This is a genomic window from Candidatus Enterococcus moelleringii (genome assembly GCF_017377575.1).
In the GTDB taxonomy this organism is placed as follows: domain Bacteria; phylum Bacillota; class Bacilli; order Lactobacillales; family Enterococcaceae; genus Enterococcus_A; species Enterococcus_A moelleringii.
Window position 1 is genome coordinate 1 of record NZ_JAFREM010000026.1, and the last position, 21,648, is coordinate 21,648.

The 21,648-nt window shown below is 42.6% G+C and carries 19 protein-coding genes and 1 other annotated feature; of the genes, 4 read left to right on the forward strand and 15 right to left on the reverse strand.

The genetic code is table 11. From position 1 onward, the window contains the following. Nucleotides 1-11: 11 nt before the first annotated feature. The 9 genes from JZO70_RS16110 to JZO70_RS16150 all read right to left on the reverse strand — a co-directional run bounded on the left by JZO70_RS16110 (nucleotide 12) and on the right by JZO70_RS16150 (nucleotide 9,571). Entirely contained in the window at nucleotides 12-395 is a 384-nt protein-coding gene (locus tag JZO70_RS16110) for a hypothetical protein (protein WP_207674700.1), read from the reverse strand. A 479-nt stretch (nucleotides 396-874) separates the two neighbouring features. Next, nucleotides 875-1,075, reverse strand: a complete 201-nt coding sequence (locus JZO70_RS16115; protein ID WP_207674701.1) for a cold-shock protein — start codon at nucleotides 1,073-1,075, stop codon at nucleotides 875-877. 148 nt (nucleotides 1,076-1,223) lie between these two features. Beyond that, nucleotides 1,224-1,913 (reverse strand): RadC family protein, encoded by a 690-nt coding sequence (gene radC / locus JZO70_RS16120; RefSeq protein WP_207674702.1) that lies wholly within the window; start codon nucleotides 1,911-1,913, stop codon nucleotides 1,224-1,226. 51 nt (nucleotides 1,914-1,964) lie between these two features. After that, nucleotides 1,965-2,624 (reverse strand): HAD family hydrolase, encoded by a 660-nt coding sequence (locus JZO70_RS16125; protein WP_207674703.1) that lies wholly within the window; start codon nucleotides 2,622-2,624, stop codon nucleotides 1,965-1,967. Next, entirely contained in the window at nucleotides 2,611-3,927 is a 1,317-nt protein-coding gene (locus tag JZO70_RS16130) for a Mur ligase family protein (protein ID WP_207674704.1), read from the reverse strand. Before JZO70_RS16130 ends, JZO70_RS16125 begins: the two co-directional genes overlap by 14 nt. Nucleotides 3,928-4,043: 116 nt before the next feature. After that, nucleotides 4,044-6,683 carry a valine--tRNA ligase gene (locus tag JZO70_RS16135; protein WP_207674705.1) on the reverse strand — a complete coding sequence of 880 codons (2,640 nt, stop codon included), beginning with the start codon at nucleotides 6,681-6,683 and terminating at the stop codon, nucleotides 4,044-4,046. 71 nt (nucleotides 6,684-6,754) lie between these two features. Then, nucleotides 6,755-6,967: a binding site (T-box leader), on the reverse strand. 33 nt (nucleotides 6,968-7,000) lie between these two features. Further along, entirely contained in the window at nucleotides 7,001-7,654 is a 654-nt protein-coding gene (locus tag JZO70_RS16140; RefSeq protein ID WP_207674706.1) for a redox-sensing transcriptional repressor Rex, read from the reverse strand. 332 nt (nucleotides 7,655-7,986) lie between these two features. Then, nucleotides 7,987-8,484, reverse strand: a complete 498-nt coding sequence (locus tag JZO70_RS16145) for a GPP34 family phosphoprotein (RefSeq protein WP_207674707.1) — start codon at nucleotides 8,482-8,484, stop codon at nucleotides 7,987-7,989. 202 nt (nucleotides 8,485-8,686) lie between these two features. Beyond that, on the reverse strand, nucleotides 8,687-9,571 hold the full coding sequence (locus JZO70_RS16150; RefSeq protein ID WP_207674708.1) for a LysR family transcriptional regulator: 885 nt from the start codon (nucleotides 9,569-9,571) through the stop codon (nucleotides 8,687-8,689). 85 nt (nucleotides 9,572-9,656) lie between these two features. On the opposite strand from JZO70_RS16150, the gene JZO70_RS16155 reads away from it, so the two are divergent. After that, the gene (locus tag JZO70_RS16155; protein ID WP_207674709.1) at nucleotides 9,657-10,526 is read left to right on the forward strand and encodes an NmrA family NAD(P)-binding protein; all 870 of its coding nucleotides are present in this window, start codon (nucleotides 9,657-9,659) and stop codon (nucleotides 10,524-10,526) included. Between the two features lie 56 nt (nucleotides 10,527-10,582). Here JZO70_RS16155 and thiI read toward each other — a convergent pair whose 3' ends face one another. Further along, a complete protein-coding gene (thiI, locus tag JZO70_RS16160) occupies nucleotides 10,583-11,794 on the reverse strand; it encodes a tRNA uracil 4-sulfurtransferase ThiI (RefSeq protein ID WP_207674710.1) in 1,212 nt (403 codons plus the stop codon). 29 nt (nucleotides 11,795-11,823) lie between these two features. Continuing rightward, a complete protein-coding gene (locus JZO70_RS16165; RefSeq protein ID WP_207674711.1) occupies nucleotides 11,824-12,969 on the reverse strand; it encodes a cysteine desulfurase family protein in 1,146 nt (381 codons plus the stop codon). A gap of 260 nt (nucleotides 12,970-13,229) precedes the next feature. On the opposite strand from JZO70_RS16165, the gene JZO70_RS16170 reads away from it, so the two are divergent. Beyond that, nucleotides 13,230-14,657: a DUF1958 domain-containing protein gene (locus JZO70_RS16170; RefSeq protein WP_207674712.1), complete on the forward strand. Its 1,428-nt coding sequence runs from the start codon at nucleotides 13,230-13,232 to the stop codon at nucleotides 14,655-14,657. Between the two features lie 217 nt (nucleotides 14,658-14,874). Here the strand turns inward: JZO70_RS16170 and JZO70_RS16175 are convergent, their stop codons facing one another. After that, nucleotides 14,875-16,596, reverse strand: coding sequence for a septation ring formation regulator EzrA (locus tag JZO70_RS16175; protein ID WP_207674713.1), 1,722 nt, complete (start codon nucleotides 16,594-16,596; stop codon nucleotides 14,875-14,877). A 313-nt stretch (nucleotides 16,597-16,909) separates the two neighbouring features. Here JZO70_RS16175 and JZO70_RS16180 point away from each other — a divergent pair, with 313 nt between their 5' ends. Then, on the forward strand, nucleotides 16,910-18,262 hold the full coding sequence (locus tag JZO70_RS16180; RefSeq protein WP_207674714.1) for an aspartate kinase: 1,353 nt from the start codon (nucleotides 16,910-16,912) through the stop codon (nucleotides 18,260-18,262). A gap of 23 nt (nucleotides 18,263-18,285) precedes the next feature. Here JZO70_RS16180 and JZO70_RS16185 read toward each other — a convergent pair whose 3' ends face one another. From JZO70_RS16185 to JZO70_RS16195, 3 genes are read right to left on the reverse strand one after another with little or no spacing between them, the layout of a single operon-like run. Then, entirely contained in the window at nucleotides 18,286-18,804 is a 519-nt protein-coding gene (locus JZO70_RS16185) for a pyrophosphohydrolase domain-containing protein (protein ID WP_207674715.1), read from the reverse strand. An 8-nt stretch (nucleotides 18,805-18,812) separates the two neighbouring features. Further along, nucleotides 18,813-19,649, reverse strand: coding sequence for a Cof-type HAD-IIB family hydrolase (locus JZO70_RS16190; protein ID WP_207674716.1), 837 nt, complete (start codon nucleotides 19,647-19,649; stop codon nucleotides 18,813-18,815). 12 nt (nucleotides 19,650-19,661) lie between these two features. Then, nucleotides 19,662-20,492 (reverse strand): DUF72 domain-containing protein, encoded by an 831-nt coding sequence (locus JZO70_RS16195; RefSeq protein WP_207674717.1) that lies wholly within the window; start codon nucleotides 20,490-20,492, stop codon nucleotides 19,662-19,664. Between the two features lie 150 nt (nucleotides 20,493-20,642). On the opposite strand from JZO70_RS16195, the gene JZO70_RS16200 reads away from it, so the two are divergent. Continuing rightward, the gene (locus JZO70_RS16200; RefSeq protein ID WP_207674718.1) at nucleotides 20,643-21,617 is read left to right on the forward strand and encodes an asparaginase; all 975 of its coding nucleotides are present in this window, start codon (nucleotides 20,643-20,645) and stop codon (nucleotides 21,615-21,617) included. Nucleotides 21,618-21,648: the final 31 nt, after the last annotated feature.

The window sequence follows — 21,648 nt, forward strand, 5'->3', positions numbered from 1 at the left end:
TTTCTGTCTCGTCAAGGTACAGCAAATGCTTCGGGACGGACTTCTTCGATCAGGTCCATTAGTTGGGTCAGTTTTTCAGTGACAAAGCGTTTGACGGTAAAGAGACGGGAGGTTAAGTGCTTCCATTCCTTGGCGGTAAAATAATCTAGAAATAAATAATAATAGCGGCGCAGAGCGCGAGTTGCCTTGGTTTTTAAAAAAATATGGCGGACTAATTCGCTTAATACGAAGCTGAAATCCTCCGTGCTTAATTCGTCGCGAATTTGCAGAGCGACTAAATATTTGATGGTAGCCTTTGCATCGTGCGTATCATCATAAAATTTACCGATGCGAGATTCTAAAGTAGCGCGTTTGAGTTGAAAGACATTTTTAAAATTTATCGTATTGTTTTGCAATTTTTGCTTGCCTCCTTCTAGTTTGTAATCATTTTTATGAGATTGTGATATCACGATTACAGAGTAGGGAAAAATTAGACTATTGTCAACAACCAAAATTTTTTTAACAAGAAATTTGAAAAAAATAACCTCGATTATCCGCGTCGTTATAAGGTTCAATTAAAAATTTCCATTTTTTGACCCAAAAACGGGTACATTTTTGGAAATTTTTTTGCCTGCTTTTTGAGTTATAATGGAAGTTTGAGGCATTTTTCAAATATGCCAACAAACGACGACCCATTTTCCCTAGTAATTAGTAAAAAAAGCTAAGCAAACTCGCTCAGCTTTGAAGCAACAAGACAAAAATTTTGATCAAGCTAGTTTGTGAATCCAGACACCGTTGACATTGGTTTCATAAGCTTCCTAATTGTGAATCACTTATATTTTCTTTCCAAAAAAAGTCCTAGAACAATGCGTTCTAGGACTTTTCGGATTCAGAATTATTGTTTAACTACATTTGTAGCTTGAGGTCCGCGGTCGCTTTCTTCAACATCAAATGTTACAGCTTGACCTTCTTCAAGAGTTTTGAAGCCGTCGCCTTGAATAGCTGAGAAATGTACGAATACATCGCTGCCATCTTCGCGAGTAACAAAGCCAAATCCTTTTTCTGCGTTAAACCATTTTACTGTTCCGTTTTCCATGAATCTTTTCCTCCTCGTGCGAAAAGCACATATGAATTGTAACGTTGCTCGTACGATCGGGGTGATACAAATGTTTCAACTCCAACAAACAAAATTACATAAATAGTTTACCATTTGTCTTATAAAATATGCAAGGGTTGTCATTTGGCTAGTCCCAGTAATTTTCCTCACGCAAACTGATGTATTCATTTTCACCCACAATAATGTGATCCAATACCTCAATTCCCATCATTTCACCGCACTTTCTAACCCGTGAAGTAAAGTCTAAATCATTACGAGACGGCTGTGGATTCCCGCTGGGGTGGTTATGGGCAAGGGCTATCCGTGCTGCACTGACACGAACAGCTTCGCGAAAAATTTCTCGCGGATGAGCAATTGACTGATTCAATGAACCCACAAAAATCGTCTTTTGCTGAATGATTTCATTTTTCGTATTTAAAAACATTGCAATCAGATGCTCCTGCTGCAGACCCTTCAGCTCCTCTATCAAGTGATTGCCTAAAGCAAAGCTGGAGCTGACTTTTCCTAGCTTCGGCTGGGTAGAGCGATGAATACGAGCACCAAATTCCATCACCGCCTTTAGTTCAATGGCCTTGGTTTTGCCGATCCCTTTAAATTGCATCAATTCCTCAATCGTCAGCTGCTTCAAATCATATAACGTGGGTACTTCTTTCAAGATCAAACCCGCTAAGTCCATTACATGCTGCGAGCGTGTACCATTGCGTAAAATGATCGCCAGCAATTCTTGATCGGTCAAATGCTTCTCCCCTTCTTTCAACAAACGTTCTCGTGGCCATGAACTTTCCGGCAATTCCTGCAATAACAATGATTTTTCCATATAAAAAAACTCCTTTGCGTCTTTTATATAAGATACGCAAAGAAGTCAAAATTATTCTTGAATATAGGTAATTACTTCAAATAAATTTGGTAATACAGCCGCTGTCTGTTTTGCCAGCTCTTCGGTTGGCTGAATCATGTCCGGCACCATGATCACTGGGATACCGGCACTGATAGCTGCCATGACTCCGTGCTGTGCATCTTCCAACACTAAAGTCTCCTCTGCTGCCGTTCCTAAATGTTCCCGAGCGATGTTGAAAATCTCAGGATCAGGTTTTGCCAAGGTGACATCTTCTGCTGAAACAATCACTTGAAATTGATCACGAATCCCGGCGTGCTCCAATAAAATCTCAATAATTGGCCGAACATTGCTGGAAGCCACTACTTTAGGAATCCCCTGTTCATCTAAAAACTGCAGCAATTCACGGACTCCCGGTTTCAAATCCACTTCGCCAGAACGGAAGGTTTGATGGGCATCCTTCCAACTGTCATCAATAAATTTCTGAACCGTTTCTTTGCCATGCTCAGCAAAGCGTTCGTGCATGCTCACCCAAGCTTCCTCATCAGCAACCCCAATGTATTCCCGATACAAATCCTTATCGAATGGAATACCATGATTGTCCGCTGCCGTCTGCTGCGCTTGATAATAGATGGCCTCGCTATCAAACAGCAAACCATCCATGTCGAAAATTACTCCCTTAATTTCTTTCATCGTTTCCTCCCACATTTAATAATAATTGACGTACTTCAGAAACAAAGTACAAAGAGCCGGTAACTAAAAGTAAATCACTGTCATCCATTGCTTCTAAAATTTCAGCTAAGCCAAATTGCCATAGCGAAACCACTGAAAAGCGCTCGGTTTCCTGATCGTCAAAACGACTAAGATTTAACGATTTCGGATAATCAAAGGTCGTGACATAAAGATGGGCATGAGGAATCTTACGCAAATCCTTTAACATGCTGTCGATATCTTTAGTTTCTAGTGCAGAAAATAAAATATGGATATTATACCCTTTAAATTCCCGCTTCATATTATCCACTAAGCGGATAATCGCATGATCATTGTGAGCACCGTCCAAAATAACTAACGGTTCATCACTGATTTTTTCCATACGAGCAGGCCATTGTGCCGCAAACAAGCCTGATCTGACGGCTTTCTCATCAAAAGGCAGGTGATTAAGCTGGCAGTATACTTGATACAGCTTAATGGCAATCCCCGCATTTTCAATCTGATGCTGACCCAGTAAGCTGATTTTTAGTTTGCTTAAGCGACCGGTGTCGGAAGTATAGTCGAAGCGTTCGCCCCAACTGCCGTCTGGCTGCAGGTACTCCACTTGATAATCCTTGCCATATTGATAAAGCGGTGCTTGTTCACTTTCAGCTTTTGCTTTGATAACGCTTAACGCCTCAGCCGAGATATTGCCGGTTACTACTGGAATATCTTTTTTGATGATGCCGGCTTTTTGCTGAGCAATTTCCGGTAAGGTCTCGCCTAAAATATCGGTGTGATCGTAACCGATAGTGGTAATGGCTGTTAACATTGGTTGAACGACATTGGTAGAATCCAATAAACCGCCTAAACCTACCTCAACAATGGCGATATCCACCTTTTGTTCTAGGAAAAAGTCCAAAGCCAACGAGGTCAAGACTTCAAATTCAGTAATACCATTAATTTCCGGGTCCTGATCCAACTCCTCCACTAGCGGCTGATAACGTTCAACCCAAGCAATCAGTTCCTCATCGGCAATCGGTTTGCCGTTTATGGCAATTCGTTCGTTAAATTCTTCAATATACGGTGAAGTAAAACTACCTACCGTCAAGCCGGCTGCTGCTAAAAAACTTCGCAAGTAAGCCACTGTTGACCCTTTGCCGTTAGTTCCCGCTATATGAATGACTGGCATCTTTTTTTCGGGATTTCCCGCTTTATTTAATAAGGCTTGAACGCGTTCCAAGCCAGGTCGTGAGCCAAATTTTTTGCGACTGTGAATCCAGTCGATGGCCTCTTCAATTGTCACTACTTATCACCCTTTATTCTTTTTTAGAATTGGACTAGCACTCGATTCTAGTATACCAGAGTTTCCTAATGGTTAAAGAAAAAGTGACCAGTCTTTTCGACTAGCCACTCTCCATATTATTGAATCGTCCGCAAGCTTTCAATCCGTTCACTAACGGCAGCTTGTTTTTCTAAATAATCTTTTTCTTTGGCACGTTCTTCTTCAACCACTTTGTCAGGAGCATTAGCGACAAAACGTTCGTTGGCTAATTTACCTTGAACACGTTTGACTTCGCCGGTCCATTTAGCCAATTCTTTTTCCAAGCGTTGAATTTCTTCTTCGATGTTAATTAAGCCAGCTAATGGCAGATAAATTTCAGCCCCGGTTAGAACGGCCGACATAGCTAAATCTGGTGCCGTAATTTCACTGTCGATCACCAATTCTTCTGGGTTACAGAAGCGCTCGATGTAGCTGGTATTTTCCACCAAGAAAGCATTCACAGCTGGATCGCTGGTTTTAATCAGCAAGGTAATTGGTTTGGACAATGGTGTATTCACTTCTGAACGGATGTTACGGACCGAACGAATCAGTTCCTTCAATACTTCCATTCCTTTTGCCGCAGTTTCGTCATTGTAAGCAGCTTGCACCGTTGGGTATTCAGCTACCACTAAAGATTGACCTTCATGAGGGATTTTTTCCCAAATGGTTTCCGTTACAAACGGCATAATTGGGTGCAACAGACGCAATGTTTGATCCAACACATGAATCAAGATGCTCTTCGTTGTTTTCTTAGCTGCTTCATCTTCACCGTAAAGAATTTCTTTACTCATTTCGATGTACCAGTCACAGAAATCATCCCACATAAAGTTGTACAGCTGACGACCCGCTTCACCGAATTCAAATTGATCGAACAATTTGGTTACTTTCTCCGTCGTTTCATTCAAACGAGTCAAAATCCAACGATCGGCTACGGTTTTTTCGCCAGTTAAATCAATGTCTTCCAGCGTAAAGCCTTCAATGTTCATGATAACAAAACGGGAAGCATTCCAGATTTTGTTAATGAAGTTCCAGGCTGCGTCCATTTTTTCATAGCTGAAACGCACGTCTTGGCCAGGTGCTGAACCTGTTGATAGGAACCAGCGTAAAGCATCGGCCCCGTATTGATCAATGACATCCATCGGATCAATCCCATTGCCTAGTGATTTACTCATTTTGCGCCCTTGTTCGTCACGAATCAAGCCGTGAATCAAAACATTTTCAAAAGGACGTTCGCCGGTGAATTCCAAGCTTTGGAAAATCATGCGACTAACCCAGAAGAAAATAATGTCATAACCAGTCACTAGTGTGTTGGTTGGGAAGTAGCGTTTGAAATCTTCGCTGTCGGTATCTGGCCAGCCCATTGTTGAAAATGGCCATAGCGCGGAACTGAACCAAGTGTCCAAGACATCGGGATCTTGTTCCCAGTTTTCTGCATCCGCGGGTGCTTCCATGCCAACATACATTTCTCCAGTTTGTTTGTTGTACCAAGCTGGGATGCGATGGCCCCACCATAATTGACGAGAAATTACCCAGTCATGTACGTTATCCATCCAGCTTAAGAAAGTCTGGTTAAACCGGGGCGGGAAGAAATTCACCGCATCATCGGTATCTTGATTTTGAATCGCTTGGTCAGCTAAAGGTTTCATTTTAACGAACCATTGCGTCGACAAGCGTGGTTCAACTACGACACCGGTACGTTCCGAATGTCCTACACTGTGGACCATTTTTTCGATTTTGATTAAACGGCCGATTTCTTTTAAGTCGCTGACAATGGCTTTACGAGCGGCAAAACGATCCATGCCGGCATATTTGCCAGCTAAATCATTCATGCTGCCATCATCATTCATCACATTTACACGTGGTAAATCATGACGATTGCCGACTTCAAAGTCATTTGGGTCATGGGCAGGAGTAATTTTTACTACACCAGTTCCAAATTCGCGATCCACGTATTCATCCGCAATAACCGGAATTTCTTTATCCATCAATGGCAAAATAACGGTTTTTCCGATAAAGTCTTGGTAACGCTCATCTTCTGGATGAACCGCCACCGCTGTATCGCCCAACATGGTTTCCGGACGAGTCGTTGCTAATTCTAACGCACCGCTGCCGTCAGCCAATGGATAAGACAAATGATAGAAGGCCCCTTCCACATCTTTATGGATAACTTCGATATCAGATAAAGCTGTTTTAGCTTGCGGGTCCCAGTTAATGATGTATTCACCACGGTAGATTAAATCTTTTTCGTATAATTTGACGAAGACCTTGCGAACGGCATCAGACAGACCATCATCCAAGGTAAAACGTTCCCGTTTGTAATCTAAAGACAAGCCCAGCTTGCTCCATTGTTCCCGGATGTGACCCGCGTATTCTTCTTTCCATTCCCAGACTTGATCGACAAATTTTTCGCGACCAAGATCATAGCGGGTGATTCCTTGCTCCCGCAGTTTTTCTTCAACCTTTGCTTGAGTTGCAATCCCCGCATGGTCCATTCCCGGCAGCCATAAAGTATCAAAGCCTTGCATCCGTTTTTGGCGAATAATCATATCTTGCAGCGTCGTATCCCACGCATGTCCTAGGTGAAGTTTCCCGGTAACATTTGGGGGTGGAATAACGATTGAATAAGGTTTGGCTTCTTTGTCTTCCGATGGTTTGAATAAATCTTCATCCAGCCATTTTTGATAACGACCCGCTTCAACTTCTTGCGGGTTGAACTTTGTTGCTAAATTTTCAGGCATTGCATTTCCTCCTTGATTGTATGTACTTAGTTGTGGCAGTAAAATAAAAAAAGTCCTAAAACACGAATGTGTTTTAGGACGTAATATACGCGGTACCACCTAAATTGCAGAAAAATTTTCTGCCTCTTAAACATGAGTTAACGGTCATGACTCGTGCTTTCCTACTTGTTTCAAAAAGCAATACTCCCAAGCTACCTTCCGATTCTTACTGTAAGAATGTTCCACCGCTCATTCTCTCTCTATCACAGGAAAAAAATCGTACTCCTCTTGATCTTCGTATGAGTCATTGTACAATGAAGCGCACAACTTGTAAAGCCCTACCCTCGCCGGGACTGCGCCAGCTCATCAAAATAAATCAAGGTTTGCAGCTCGGTGGTCAAATCAATGTAATGAACCGTTATCCCTTCCGGCACTTTAATTGGATCCGGTGCAAAGCTCAAAATTGCCGTCACACCATTTTTCACGACACTTTCCATCGCAGCCTGGGAATACTGGCTAGGAACCGTCGAAATTGCGACAGTTACTTTTTCTTTGGGTAAAATTTCATCCAAGCGATCCATGCTGTAAACTTCGACACCATTAAAAACGGAGCCGATTTTCTCAGGATCCGTGTCAAAAGCACAAACGATATTAAGATTGTCATTACGGCGGAAGTTATTATTCACCAAAGCTTGTCCCAAGTTCCCGCAGCCGATCAAGGCAATCCGCTTTTCTTCAATCGTGTCTAAAATACTGCTGAAGACGCTGATCAGATAGCTGACATCATAGCCATAGCCGCTGCGGCCCAGTTCCCCCAGCTGAGAAAAATCCCGGCGGATCGTCGCAGAGCCGACATGGGTCAGTTGACTAAATTCCGAGGATTTTATTCGTTGGACGCCTTCCTTATGCAATTCTTTTAGGCAACGCAAATACAGCGACAAGCGCTTAGTCGTAGCCTTTGATAGTTTTGGTTTTTCGATTAAGCGATCCATAGTAGATCTCCTTTGTTAATATTTTCACATATTTATTCTAACATGAATAATCATTGGATACAATGCAAAAAGCAAGAAAGAGCGGATTCTTTCCTGCTTTATTACTGGGATTCAGCTGATTATTTTACTAAATCGCCTACTATTGTTCACCTATGATCTTTCCTGCCTAAAGTGCTGAAGGTTTTAGCTGATAATTGTTGCGGCAATCATTACTAACATCGTGTCAATATCGTCAAACATCCGTTTTGTCTGCTTAGATACATCTGATTTTCTAAACTGCTTTAACGCTTTTTTCAATTCTGCTTGCTCCTGCAGCGACAAATATTTATTCGTTAGGCGGGCTTTTGTAAAAGAATTGCCAGAGCGATCGTTTCAACTGCTGGCTGCCGCTTTTTCATTTCAAGCTTCAGTGCCTCAATAAGCTCGTCAATTACTGATTGTTTTACTTGGTATTCAACTTTTTCTTTTTGTAAAAAGCCCGTAGCAACGGATGTCTGAATACAGCCTTGCTCCACCATTTCTTCTCTGATACTTGAAACAATTCCCTTTAATTCTTTTTCAAAGGAGGATGCCCCTAACATACTCAACGACTTGGTTCGCAGATGGCTGATTCTATTATAGAATCCTTCCAAATGTGCCAGTTCAGCGGGAAGCTGCTCCTTCACAACCTGAAATTTTTTCTTTTCCATCACGATGACTCCAGCATTATTGAAATCCAATAAGCTGGCCATCAGCAGACCTGGTTTGGCATATTCATTCATGGAGCTCATGGTCCCCCGATTGGTCATTGCTAATAGAAAAAACTGTTCAGAGATCGATAGCTTTTGCATCTAATCACCCTTTCTGACTTTTCTTTATTGTAGCTTGAGTTTAAGTACGAAAGGGCAAAATTTCTCAAATGGACGTTTTTTTGTCCTTTTTAGATACTGTATAGACTCTTGTGGGGCGTTAATCAGTTCCGCTTATACAGAACTTGCATAAATCAACCTTGTTCTCTATTTCACAATGATTATTACTCCGACTATACTTGAATTAACAAAGATACTCTTCCAACCAATCAATAAACAATTTCAGACTGGGATTGTCATTATCCTCACGATAACCAAAAACCGTTTGGATCGCTGGGGCATGTTCTATCGGAATCAAGCGAACATTTTCCGGTGCTGAGCTTCGGCAGCCTTCGGTTAACACACTGATGCCCTTGCCTAACGCAATCTGCATCAACAAGATTTTCACACTGGAGCAGCTGTCATACACTTGCGGATAATAGCCCTGACTTAAAAACAAGCTGATTACGTAGTCATACCAGGCTTTGGTTTGCTGCTGCTTCACACACAGATAAGGTTCATCGGCAAAGTCAGCGAAAGCAACTGTTTTTCGTTCAGCTAAAGGATGATTCTCTGGCACAACCAGAACCAGCGCTAGCTCATTTACTGCCTGCAGCTGGATTTTCTCAACACCGATCAGCGTTGTTGCCATAGTCATACATAAATCGTGCTTTCCTCCTCGAAGCTCGGTTACGAGTTCTTCGTGAGTGCCATCCTGTAATTCCAAGGCAATTTCTGGATGCGCTTGGGTGAATTCTTGAAGCAGCGGCAATAAATAGGCGTCGGTTCCACCACGCAGAAAACCGATCGTTAGTTGATAAGCAGGTTGCTGATGGCGCTCCTTCAATTGGCGGGTAGCCCGATTAAAGTCAAATATCATATTAGTGGCATAATTCAGGAAAATTTTACCTTCATCCGTCAACTGGACTTGGCGGGTATTGCGAGCGACTAAGGTACACTCCAGCTCAGCTTCCAGCAGTTGAATGTGGCGGCTTAAGGTTGGCTGGGTAATATATAAACTTTCAGCAGCTTTTGTATAATTTAGCGTATTAGATAAGGTAACAAATGATTGGAGATATTCGATTTTCATGATGGTCTTCACCTCTTATTTTCGATTATAGCGCAACTATCAGGTATTCGGGAGCAATTCCCATAACAAAAAGGAGGAACTACAAATGATTTTAGTAACAGCAGCAGCTGGCGGGGTCGGTCGGCAAATGGTGACCCAGCTGGTAAAACATGGATTAGACATTCGCGCCTTTGATATTAATCCTAAAGTGGAAGAGCTAAAGGAATTGGGTGTCGCCGAAACGATAGTTGGCGATGGTCGGTCAGTTGACGATGTGAAAAAAGCCTTAGATGGATGTGACAAGGTCCTTTATATTCCGCCAATGTTTATTTACGATGAAGCAGAGATTGCCAAGCGGTTTGTTAACGAAGCAGTAAATGCCGGCATTCAGCAATTCGTCATGATGACAGTCACACATCCTAACATGTCAACATTGCCTCAGCATACCCAAAAATTGAAGGCCGAAGAACAGCTAGTTTACAAAGGATTGTCTGATCATTTGAACTATACAATCCTGCAGCCAATGCATTACATGCATAATTTTTCAGTCCCAATGGTTTGGTCCACCAACGCTTACCAATGCTTCTACACCAAAACAACGAAATTAAGTTACGTAGATGTCGTGGACGTGGCCGAGGTAGCTGCTAAAGTGCTAACGGAAACTACTCATGCCAACGCCACGTATGAATTAGTAGGCACTGATTTCTTGTCTCCGGATGATATGGTAGAAAAATTCAATCAACTGACTGGACGAGAAGCAGTTTGTCAGCAAATTCCGGTAGAAACCATTATTAACTATTTCCCTACAGCCAAATACGACAGCTATTTTGTTAAAACCTTCCAGGAACTGTCGAAAACCTACGGCGACTACGGTATCGCCGGCAATGCCAATGTATTGACTTGGTTATTAGGAAGACAGCCAACCACTTTTGACGAATACATCAAACGAGAAATCGCAGCCAACCAACTCTCTTAAACAAAAAAAGGTGATCCCTCTCTGCTACAGAAAGGAATCACCTATTTTTTTAGTTACTATAGTAAATCAGCAAATTCTTCGACTTGGGCTTGGCTTTGGGCGGCTGAAATAGCTTCAACCTTTAAGCCAGCTAAGCAACGTTCCATCATTCCTTCGATGTCCAAGCGTTTTTCCAATTCCAACACTTTGTCCATTTTCGGACGGGTTTTTGGTTGTGGCGGTGCAAAAATCGTACAGCAGTCTTCAAAGGGCTGAATCGCCAACTCAAAGGTGTCGATTTTTTCCGCCAGTTCGATGATTTCCGTTTTATCCATGGTTACCACTGGACGAATAATCGGTGTAGTGGTTACTTCATTGATGGCTACCATGCTGTGCAAAGTTTGAGAAGCCACCTGGCCTAAGGATTCACCGTTGATAATTACTAAGCCATGACGCATCTCGCGAATCGCATCGGTAATTCGCAGCATCATCCGGCGAGTTAAGGTCATCCAATAGCCTTGCGGTGTATGCTGTTTAATTTCTTCTTGAATTTCCGTAAAAGGCACTTCGATAAATTGAATACTGCCCACATACGGCGTTAATTTTTCCGTTAAGTCTTTCGCCTTTTGCAGCGATTGTTCACTCGTATAAGGGGGGCTGGCAAAATGGACTGCTTCTATTTCTACTCCCCGCTTCATGGCCAAGTAGCCAGCTACCGGCGAATCAATCCCGCCAGAAAGCATCAGCATGCCTTTGCCACTCGTCCCAACTGGCAAGCCGCTGGCACCCTTGATGGTTTCAAAAGACAAGTACGCACTGTCGCGGCGAATTTCTACTCGCAAATTAATATCAGGACGCTTCATTTGAACCTTGATATCTGGGAAACGATCCACAACCGCATTGCCTAGAAATTGTTGAATCTCATGGCTGTCCATTTCAAAGGAATGATCACTACGCTTAGCAGTAATCTTGAAGGTTTCTTTACCGCTATAAATAGCTTCCATAATTTCTTCAGTGGTTGCTTTTAGTGCCGCCGGATTTTTGTCGACTTGAATACTGGGCGAAAACGTTTGGATCCCAAATACCTTACTCAATTTAGGAATCACTTGTGTGCTGTCTTCCCCGTTTAAAATCAAATGCATGCGATCACGATCAGCATGAATCTTAAGTGCCGGAAAATCAATCAATGCTCCCCGTACATTTTGGGCCAATTGCATAATGAAGCTGCGGCGGTTTTTCCCTTTAGTGGAAAGCTCGCCGTAACGAACCATAATTTCTGTATATTGCACGATCATTCTCCTCGTTAGTCTAAATTTTATTATGAACTGATTTTTGCAAATTTCTCGTATAAATGATTGAAAACTATCATGAATTGCTCCGCTTCAGCCATCGTGTTGGCTTCATCTAAGCTTACTCGAACGGCAGTTGTCGCCTTGTCCTGAGGTACACCCATGGCCTGCAAAGTGGAACTGTCCGTTTTTTTGCGACTGGAACAGGCACTGGTAGTTGAGATGTAAATTTGTTTTTCCTCAAAGGCATGAACCATCACCTCACCGCGAATTCCTTTTACGCCAAAGCATAAAATATGAGGAGCAAACTGCTCATCTCCGGAAAACACGGTGACCTTTTCGTAACTAGCTAGTGCTTCCATTAAATATTTGCGAATCGTTTGCGTATGGTTTGGTCGTTCCTGAATTTTTTCCATGTATATTCTTAATGCCTTACTCATGGCTACAATTCCGGGAACATTTTCAGTACTGCTGCGTTGGCCGCTTTCCTGGCCGCCGCCTGTTAACAACGGATCCAGCTTTTTGCCGCTTTTCCAGTAAATGAAACCGACGCCCCGCGGACCATGGAATTTATGCGCCGAAAAGGTCGCAAAATCTACTCGTGGGGTTAACCAAACAGAATGATCTACCTTGCCGATCGCCTGAACTGCGTCCACATGGAAGTGAATCGTCGGATAGGCAGTTAATAGCTCGCTGATTGCACCAATCTGCTGAATGGCACCCATTTCATTGTTGACGGCCATCACCGAAACCAAGATAGTCTCTGGACGAATCAAAGCAGCCAGCTCCTCGACATCAACAAAGCCCTGCTCATTTACCGGTGCTACGCTGACTTCAAAGCCTAAAGCTTCCAGCTGATGGGCCGCCCGACTAACTGCCGGATGCTCGACACTGGAAATAATCAAATGATTGCCGAACTCTTTTTTCGCTAAAGCCGTCCCTTTGATTACCCAGTTGTCGCCTTCAGTTCCGCCGCTGGTAAAATAAATCTCGTTAGACTGAACAGTCAATAAATCAGCAATCTGCTTGCGAGCCTGCTGCAGCAGACGTTGTGCCTGGGTTCCTAAGTCGTGAAGACTGGAGGGATTGCCGATAATTCGTTGACTAGTTTTTACATATGTATCAAGTGCTTGGGGAAAAATACTGGTGGTCGCACTATTATCAAAATAAATCATTTCAAAACTTCCCTTCAAAAATTCCTACCTATTATAACGGGAAACCTAACCAGCTTCAAGGGACTTTAAAAATTTAGAAACATTATGACACTTGCTTCCCATCCATATTTAAGACAAATTAGATAATCAGCGGAAGTAATTCTCGTTTATTTTCGTTTTTTTCGCTGAATTTCCCTATTTTTTTATACTTGATAGGAAAAATCCTGTACCAGATATGCTAAAATGGGAAAAAAGAATTAGAGAGTGAATGGAGTGAATTTGTGGTAAAAAAAGTTTTAGCGGTAATTGGATTAATTGGTTTATTTGTTGGGGCAATACCCGCCTTCGCTGAAGAAGACGTGATGGAGATCACCCGTAATGCCGGCTATACCGATGTGCTGGAGATCAACAAACCAAAATCTTCTATTATAATTGATGGAACAAATGGTCAAATTCTTTGGAATGACAACCCTGACCTGCCAAGAGAACCCGCCAGTATTTCAAAAATGATGACGGTCTTTTTAGTTTTTGACGCGATTAAGGAAGGAAAATTCACCTTAGATACGAAGCTGACAGCCACGGAAAACGATCAGGCAATCAGCCAGCTTTATGCCATCAGCAACAGCAAAATTGTCGCTGGTGTGGAGTATCCGGTACGTGAGCTGTTAAAAATGGTGACTGTCCCTTCTTCTAATGTAGCAACTGTTATGCTGGCAAATGCCGTATCTGATAATGATGCGGGAGCATTTGTGAGAAGCATGAATGAAAAAGCCGAGAAAATCGGCATGAAACAGACCACTTTTTATAATTGCAGCGGTGCTTCAGCCATCAGCTTTGATGGACTGTACAATCCAGAGGGCTTTGATCCGGCCGGCAGCAATACTTCAAGTGCTCGTGATCTAGCGACGATGGTGTTTTATCTCGTCAACGATCACCCAGAGGTATTGGAATTCACCAGTCAGCCGACTGTGACTACCATGCAGGGAACTCCTTATGAAGAAACCTTTGAGACCTACAACTATTCTGTTCCCGGTGCCCGATACGGTGCTGAGGGTGTCGACGGTTTGAAAACAGGCTCGGGGCCAAGCAGTGCCTTTAACTACATTGCAACAGCTAAACGGGGAGAAACTCGTCTCATCGAAGTCATCCTAGGGGTCGGCGACTGGTCCGATCAAGACGGCGAATACTACCGTCATCCTTTTGGTAATGCCTTGTTGGAAAAAGCCTTCAACGAGTATGAGCATCAGCTGATTCTTCCTAAAGGTCGTCATACCATTGATGGCAAAGACATTGAGCTGACTGAAGACTTTTATGCCGTCGTAAGAAAAGGGACCGAGCCGACTCTTGCCATCCAAGATGATCAGTTGGTTTTAAACGGAGCCTTGGAACAAGCGGCCGACACGATGCCCAAGCTGGCAATCGACTATCAAGAAATTGAACGCACGAAGCCCTTAAAGGAAGCTGAACCGCCAACATTACCGGAAACTCTAGGACAAGCGGCTGCTGTTATGAAGAAGCCCTTTTACTTGCTTGCGATAGTAGTTGCTGGACTTGTTTTCCTTCTGGTATCAGTACTGCTGCCAGCCAAAAGAGCTTCTGGCAATTCAAGAAGAAAACGCAGCTCATTTCTGACAATCGTTTTTCGCAGTATCGGTATTTTATGCCTGCTTTCTGCAGCTGGATTTTTCCTAATCAACATTCTAAAATAATCTGATACGACCTCACAGCAGGTCGTATTTTTTTTGCCAGTTATGCTTTTCACAGTTTGGCAGAATCGAAGGAATTCCTAGTGTTTATCACCTAGACACAGATCACAAGGTTTAGCATAATGGTATGCGTACGAGAATAGTGCTCATTTTTTCCAGTACTTGGAAAAATGAATTCCCTCTTTAATAAACAAAAAAACCAGACGCAAGGTCTGGTTAATTAAGCAAGTTCACGGTTATTAAAGTAGAAATCTTCGATACGTTTAAACGCACCTGGTTCGACACGTTCTAAGGCTGTACCGATTTCATCCAATGCATCTTGATAACGATATTCCTTGTTAAACAACTCAAGGCTGTTTTCAATCGCGGTTTTGATGTCCGGATGAGTATGACGGTAGCGATTCGCATATTGCATCATTTGTTCAGTTAATGCTGCGGCATCCACCAAATCATTGGTTTTTTGATCCAATAATTCCATGTCCTCATCACAAAGACTAACCAGCTTATTGATTTCTTGCATATTGATTCGGATACGATTCAATGACTGACTTAGCTCTTCCACTCGATCGGTTGCGATGAAGAAGAATTCCAAGTAATCACCAGGAAGTCCCGGCAGACGTTGCTGCTCTACGTAACGTTTTAGATTACGCAGCTTGAATTCATAAGTATCGATCCGTTCCAGGGCAATTCGCTCCCCTTTACGCAAGTCTTGCAGGTCGTTATCAATTTCTACCTGTTTCGTTTCAATGTCATCTAAGACTTTGAAGGCATCCTGGTAGAAGTTTTGAATTTCAGAATATGGCATGTCGTGTTTATCAATCAAAGGTTCCAGGTTGCGATTGCGACGTTCCAATTCTTCAATTTCGGTTTGGAAGCCACGTGAGCGTCCCAACTCGTTGTTGTTCAACGTGTAGCTTTGGGAAGTGTGGTCCAGCTCGATCATTAGTTGATGGTTGTTGCGTGATGCGTGTTGAATGTATTCACTGACTGTTTTGCGATTAGTTAAGACGTATTTTTTCGCTTCGAACTCTTTTTCTAACGTGTCGTATAAGGTGTCGATTAAACTTGCGGTTTCTTTGTTAGCCGCTTCTACTGTATCTAGTTCTACTTTTTCTAAATCTTCTGCGGAAAGCTTCATGCGCTTTTTCACTTGTTCAACGCGGCTTTCAAAATTCTCTTCTGGCAGCACGTAGTCATCATCCAGCATTTTGTTGTAAGTCTTCTCAATTTCTGCAACTTGGGCTGGGAAAGTTTTCTCCAAGTCTTCGTAAAGAGCTGGAACTTTTTGCATGATGGCTTGAACATCGTAAACGTGTTTTTCAGCATCGTCTAGCACTTCTCTAGCTTCCACAGGATCACCGGAGGTATTCAATGTAACAAATTGAGTGAACTCAATCTCTACATTTTTTACTTGCTTTTCAATCTCTGGCAAAGCGTGTCCAAAGTTTTCGCGATTGTCTTTTAAGTCCTTTTTCAATTCTTCAAAGACATCTAGTGCTTGTTGTACGGCTAAAGAATTGCGTTCTTCGGTTTCTCGCAGCTCTTTAAGACCGTCACGGATCTCTTCAACTTCCTCTTCCATTTCTTTCATGGTCCGTTCAGCACTTTCGATGGCTGATTTGCCCTTCATGAAACGGAATGTTTCATTCTGGCTTTCAACTTCGAAGATTTGACTTTCCAATTCAGCAAAAGACTTAGTCGAAACATCCGTCCATTTTTGGTTCCATTCACGAAAAGTATTTTGGCTTTGACCTACGAGATGCATTTTCTTCACTTCATCGACTTCTTCAACTACTGGAAGATCGAACAGTGCTTCTTTGCGTTTCTCTAGCTCTTTTAACCGTTCTTGATTCTTCTTTCTCATTAAATAGCCAATCAAACACAGTATTGCCACTAAAATGATGATTCCAATGACTATACCAATGATAACGTTACTTCCCATGTATGATTTTCCTTTCGACGTTTAGAATAAGTTCGTTTACTATATTACAGTTCGATTATTCATCCGTTTTTTCGCAAAAACATCTAACCTAGATTATAACACAAACAATTCGTTCCTTCACTAAATAGTTCGGAAAACTTGGATTTTCTTACATAAAAAAGCCATGGTTTAACTTAATGATCCTCCCAGAGCACTTTAATCTGTTTTTCAACAAAAAAAGTTGGATTTTCCGTCAATCAATTGGAAACAGCTCTTGAAGTTCGGAAGGATTTCGGATATTATTAGATTCACATTAAAATAAGAGGTGATCAGAGTGAAAGTAATTAAATTCGGAGGAAGTTCAGTCGCTTCAGCCGAGCAATTAAAAAAAGTCTTAGCAATCGTTCAAGACGATGCCAAAAGACGCTTTGTTGTGGTGTCTGCTCCAGGTAAGCGTCATAGCGAGGATAAGAAGGTCACCGACTTATTAATTGCTTACTATGAAAAAGCAGCAAAAAATCAAGAAACTACTTCACTCATTGAAGAAATCGCTGAGCGCTACGGCAGCATTGCCCAGGAATTAGGCTTAGATGTTAGTGTCTGTGAAGCTTTTGCTTCTGAAATCAAGTCTTTGCAGAAGGATTTTGATGAAAGCGATCCTTATATTTTGGACCGTTTCTTGGCAACCGGTGAAAATCTGAATGCCCAGCTGATTGCTGCCTATTTCCAACATGAAGGCGTAAAGGCACGTTACATCAACCCTAAAGAATTAGGTATTCTAGTAACTGACGAGCCTCATAATGCACGAATTCTAGAAGAGTCCTACGAAAAAATGTATCAATGGCACAATACTGAAGAAATTCTAGTGATCCCTGGTTTCTTTGGCTATACCAAAGAAGGTCAGTTGTGTACCTTCTCCCGCGGTGGATCAGATATTACTGGATCGATTGTAGCCGCTGGCGTAAAAGCCGAAATCTATGAGAACTTTACTGATGTGGACGGTATTTTCGCGGCAACGCCAAAATACATTCATGAACCAGCTCTAATTGAACAACTAACTTATCGGGAAATGCGAGAATTATCGTATGCCGGCTTTACTGTCTTCCACGATGAAGCCTTAATGCCTTCATTTAAAGCGAAAATTCCGGTGGTAATTAAAAATACCAACAACCCAACTTGTACTGGAACCATGATTAAAGAATCCTATGATCGGGAAAATCCCAATCGCGTCGTAGGTGTAGCCAGCGACAGCGGCTTTTGCAGTATTACCATTAATAAATATTTGCTGAACCGGGAAGTCGGTTTTGTCCGTCGGGTCTTGCAAATTTTAGAAGAATTAAATATCAGCTTTGAACATATGCCTTCAGGAATTGATACGGTTTCTCTGATCTTAAGAGAATCACAATTGACCCCTGAGCTGGAAAAAGTCCTGTTAAAAGAAATTGAAGAACGGATTTGCCCAGATGAATTAGAAGTAGAACACGATATTTCGGTGATCGCTCTAGTAGGTGAAGGTATGAAATTCCACACTGGGATTACGGCCGAAAGTTCAGCGGCCCTTGCCCGTAAAAACATCAACCTGCGCATGATCAGTCAGGGCGCCGATGAGCGGAGTATTATCTTTGCCATTTGCGGAAAACAAGAACGCTTAGCCGTTCGTTCCCTTTATTACACTTTCTTTGATTAGCACAAACAAACGCCAGATTCTTTTTAGGAATCCTGGCGTTTTTGTTTGGTTAATTCAGCTTGAATCAGCTTTTCTGGTGCATAATCGGCCTCCCAGTTATCCGGCTTTAAGACTTTGTGGGTAACTGGATGATAATGAGGTTTGCCGTCTGGGAACAGTTTCCCCATATTGGCTCGGTGAACAATCTCAAAAATCGGCTGAGGATTGACCCCGATTAAGGCAAAGGATCCATAGGTAAAATACAATAAATCGGTCAAAGCATCCACCTCGGCTGTTAACAAATCCTTCACCGGCTCTTGCTTGGTCAGAATTTTCTCCTTCGCCTGTTCAATATTTTCATGCAGCTGTTTCACCGCGTCATCAAACTTCTCCGGATTCCCTTCGACTGCTCCGTACATAAATTCAACAATTTCTTCAATTTTAAAGCCGGCGCGAAAAGCAGCCCGTTCGGCTGAAAAAGGCGTTGGCGTTTCAGGCGGCTGGGGCTCGAACACCCTGTGAAATTCTTTGGTCATTTCGTAAGGATTGAATTCTTGCTTCATACTGTCTCCTAAATAATTTCAAAATATTTTAACGCTTTGTAAATTCCGTCATCTTCATTGGTATCAGTCACGTAATCAGCGTATTCTTTGGTTTCATCTTGCCCGTTGCCCATCGCTACACCAATTCCCACGCCCTCCAGCATTTCCAAATCATTTAAATGATCGCCAAAAGCCATCACTTCGCTGGGATCGATATTGTTGGCTTCCAAAAATTTGTGGATCCCCAAAAGCTTTGATCCGCCTTTAGGCACAATGTCGACTGAGTAAGGATTGGAGCGTTGAAAGGTCACATTGGGCAAACGTTTTTCCAGTTTTTCTGTTTCTGATTCGGCACTAAACAGGACACATTGGTAAATGGGTTCCTGCAAAATACTCAAGCGACCATAACGGCCAGTACTGCGGTTGGGACTAAAGGATTGCAGCAGGCCTTTGGTTGTCCGTACCGGAAACCAGCGAGGCATCATAGCAGCGATCCGCTTCACCCACCCTACCTGGGACAAACGCATCACATAGCTGCCGTCAATTCGGCGGCGAGCACCGAAAATAATTTGGCGATGCTCCTGATCAGCAAAAGTTACGATTTCTTTCAATACCTCTGGCTCAAAGGCATGTTGATAAATGTCTTCATTTCCTTGATAGACCAGTTGGCCGTTATAAGTCACAAACATGTCCATTGTTAAATAATCGATCCGTTCAGCTAAATGGACCGGGCCTCTCCCAGTGGCAACGCCGACTAAGATCCCTTTTTCCCGCGCCTGTTGAATGGCCAAACGGGTACTGTAAAGGGCTTTGGATTGTTTGGTGACTAACGTTCCGTCAATATCAAAAAAAATCGCTTTGATCATGGCTGCTCCTTCTTAAAATAATCCCAGCTGACTAGGATTGAGTCCTTCATCTTCTATATCTAGTAGTTCTCTTAATCTTAAAGCATTTTCCGCCGCATCGCCACCTGAATTATTATTAAAGATGACGGCAACTTCCTGACTATTTTCAGCGACCTGCTTAATCGCCTGCGCCAATTCCGTCAGTTCTTCATCACTGTAGCGATACAAGGTCCGTTTTTTCCGCCATTGGGCATCGCGACTCTTCCAGTATGCTTGATTACGACCATGGAAACGGAACAAACTAAAAGCCGGATTGGTGACAGTTAAATCTAATGGCACCGTATCTGGCAGCTCCGGTTCATCAATCATCGCCAGGCTGAACTTCAGCCTTTTCATAAATTGATGGGTCTTCTCCTTGAATTCTGGACTGTACCAGCTGTAATCTCTTAATTCTATCGCAATCGGCAAATCAGGAAACAGCTCCCGCAAGGTTTGCAAATAAGCTACATTTTCCTTCGTGCACTTAAATTGTGCCGGAAATTGCGCTAAAAAACAATAGATTTTTGAACTTTCAATTAAAGGCTGCATCACTTCCAGGAAATGCTCCTTCATCTCAGTGATAGAGCCGTAATGATCCTGCCACTTTTCTTGGCAAGTAAAACCGGAATAAAATTTAACTACAAAGCGAAAAGAATCTGGTACTTGAGCCAGCCAGTTTTCCACCGTTTTGCGACTAGGCAGCCCATAATAAGCCGTATCCAGTTCCACTAACGGCAAAAAACCCGCATATTCAAACAGCGTGGTGCGGGGCTTGCCGGTCAACGCCTGGTGTTCATTAAAAGAAGTTAATCCAATTCGAATCATAGGAACCTCCTAATTCTTTTTTTCTAGTATACAATAATCGTAGTAAAAAAAGAGAGAAAATAGTATGCTAGGTAAAAAGGTTTTAGAACTGCTTAACTACCAAAAGCAGTCCTTTTATGTACTATACAATAAAAAAAGCAGGTGAAGGCAATGAAACGAATTTTAATTTTACATACTGGCGGAACCATCTCGATGAGCGAAGACGAAAACGGCACGGTCCGACCTGACGAAAAAAATCCATTGTTGGCCGCGGGTCAAAAATTGGATATCCCTAAAGACACGGAATTGGTAGTAGAAGATTTTACCAATCTGCCCTCTCCCCATATTACCGTAGAAATCATGTTTGAGCTAAAGGAACGGATTAAACAAGCTAAGGCTGAAGGAATCGACTGTGTAGTAATCACTCACGGTACCGATACCCTGGAGGAGACGGCTTATTTCTTGGATGTTACTATTGGTGATTTACTGCCAATTGTTTTAACTGGAGCGATGCGTTCGATTAATGAATTAGGCAGCGATGGTCTGTATAATTTTCAAAGTGCCATTCGGGTAGCTGCTTGCCAAGATGCCATTGGTCAAGGAGTGCTGGTGGTAATGAACGACGAAATTCACAGCGCCCGTTATGTAACTAAGACTCATACAACAAATGTAGCAACCTTCCGGACACCAACATTGGGACCTGTCGGTTTAGTGACTAAATCAAAAATTCTCTTTATGCAGGAACTGCCAGAAACAACCCGTTATGATGTTGAATCGATTGACGCGATGATTCCGATTATTAAAGCCTTTGCTGGCATGCAAGGGACTTTCTTTGAGCTGCTGGATCAAGCAGTTGGTGTGGCTGGTGTTGTGGTGGAGGCTTTAGGAGCAGGAAATCTGCCGCCAACCACCTTACCTTCGCTGCAAAATCTCTTGAATAAAGGCATGCCGATCGTGTTAGTTTCCCGCTGTTTTAACGGAATTGCAGAACCCGTGTATGATTACCATGGCGGCGGCGTAGAGTTAGCCGAAAAAGGCGTGATTTTCTGCCGCGGCATCAATAGCCAAAAAGCCCGCATCAAACTGTTGATTGCTCTAAATGCCGATCTATCAAAAGAACAATTGAAACACTTTATGGAACAATAAACTTAAGCAAATAGACTTGAAGGAGAAATCA

What these genes read in the sequence shown, in the direction of transcription:
- JZO70_RS16135 (WP_207674705.1), bottom strand. Translation starts at nt 6,683, where the DNA reads ATGCCTGAAAATTTAGCAACAAAGTTCAACCCGCAAGAAGTTGAAGCG.
- JZO70_RS16195 (WP_207674717.1), bottom strand. Translation starts at nt 20,492, where the DNA reads ATGATTCGAATTGGATTAACTTCTTTTAATGAACACCAGGCGTTGACC.
- JZO70_RS16175 (WP_207674713.1), bottom strand. Translation starts at nt 16,596, where the DNA reads ATGGGAAGTAACGTTATCATTGGTATAGTCATTGGAATCATCATTTTA.
- JZO70_RS16115 (WP_207674701.1), bottom strand. Translation starts at nt 1,075, where the DNA reads ATGGAAAACGGAACAGTAAAATGGTTTAACGCAGAAAAAGGATTTGGC.
- JZO70_RS16185 (WP_207674715.1), bottom strand. Translation starts at nt 18,804, where the DNA reads ATGAAGCAAGAATTCAATCCTTACGAAATGACCAAAGAATTTCACAGG.
- JZO70_RS16150 (WP_207674708.1), bottom strand. Translation starts at nt 9,571, where the DNA reads ATGAAAATCGAATATCTCCAATCATTTGTTACCTTATCTAATACGCTA.
- JZO70_RS16140 (WP_207674706.1), bottom strand. Translation starts at nt 7,654, where the DNA reads ATGGATCGCTTAATCGAAAAACCAAAACTATCAAAGGCTACGACTAAG.
- JZO70_RS16165 (WP_207674711.1), bottom strand. Translation starts at nt 12,969, where the DNA reads ATGATTTATTTTGATAATAGTGCGACCACCAGTATTTTTCCCCAAGCA.
- JZO70_RS16125 (WP_207674703.1), bottom strand. Translation starts at nt 2,624, where the DNA reads ATGAAAGAAATTAAGGGAGTAATTTTCGACATGGATGGTTTGCTGTTT.
- JZO70_RS16190 (WP_207674716.1), bottom strand. Translation starts at nt 19,649, where the DNA reads ATGATCAAAGCGATTTTTTTTGATATTGACGGAACGTTAGTCACCAAA.
- JZO70_RS16155 (WP_207674709.1), top strand. Translation starts at nt 9,657, where the DNA reads ATGATTTTAGTAACAGCAGCAGCTGGCGGGGTCGGTCGGCAAATGGTG.
- radC (WP_207674702.1), bottom strand. Translation starts at nt 1,913, where the DNA reads ATGGAAAAATCATTGTTATTGCAGGAATTGCCGGAAAGTTCATGGCCA.
- JZO70_RS16200 (WP_207674718.1), top strand. Translation starts at nt 20,643, where the DNA reads ATGAAACGAATTTTAATTTTACATACTGGCGGAACCATCTCGATGAGC.
- JZO70_RS16145 (WP_207674707.1), bottom strand. Translation starts at nt 8,484, where the DNA reads ATGCAAAAGCTATCGATCTCTGAACAGTTTTTTCTATTAGCAATGACC.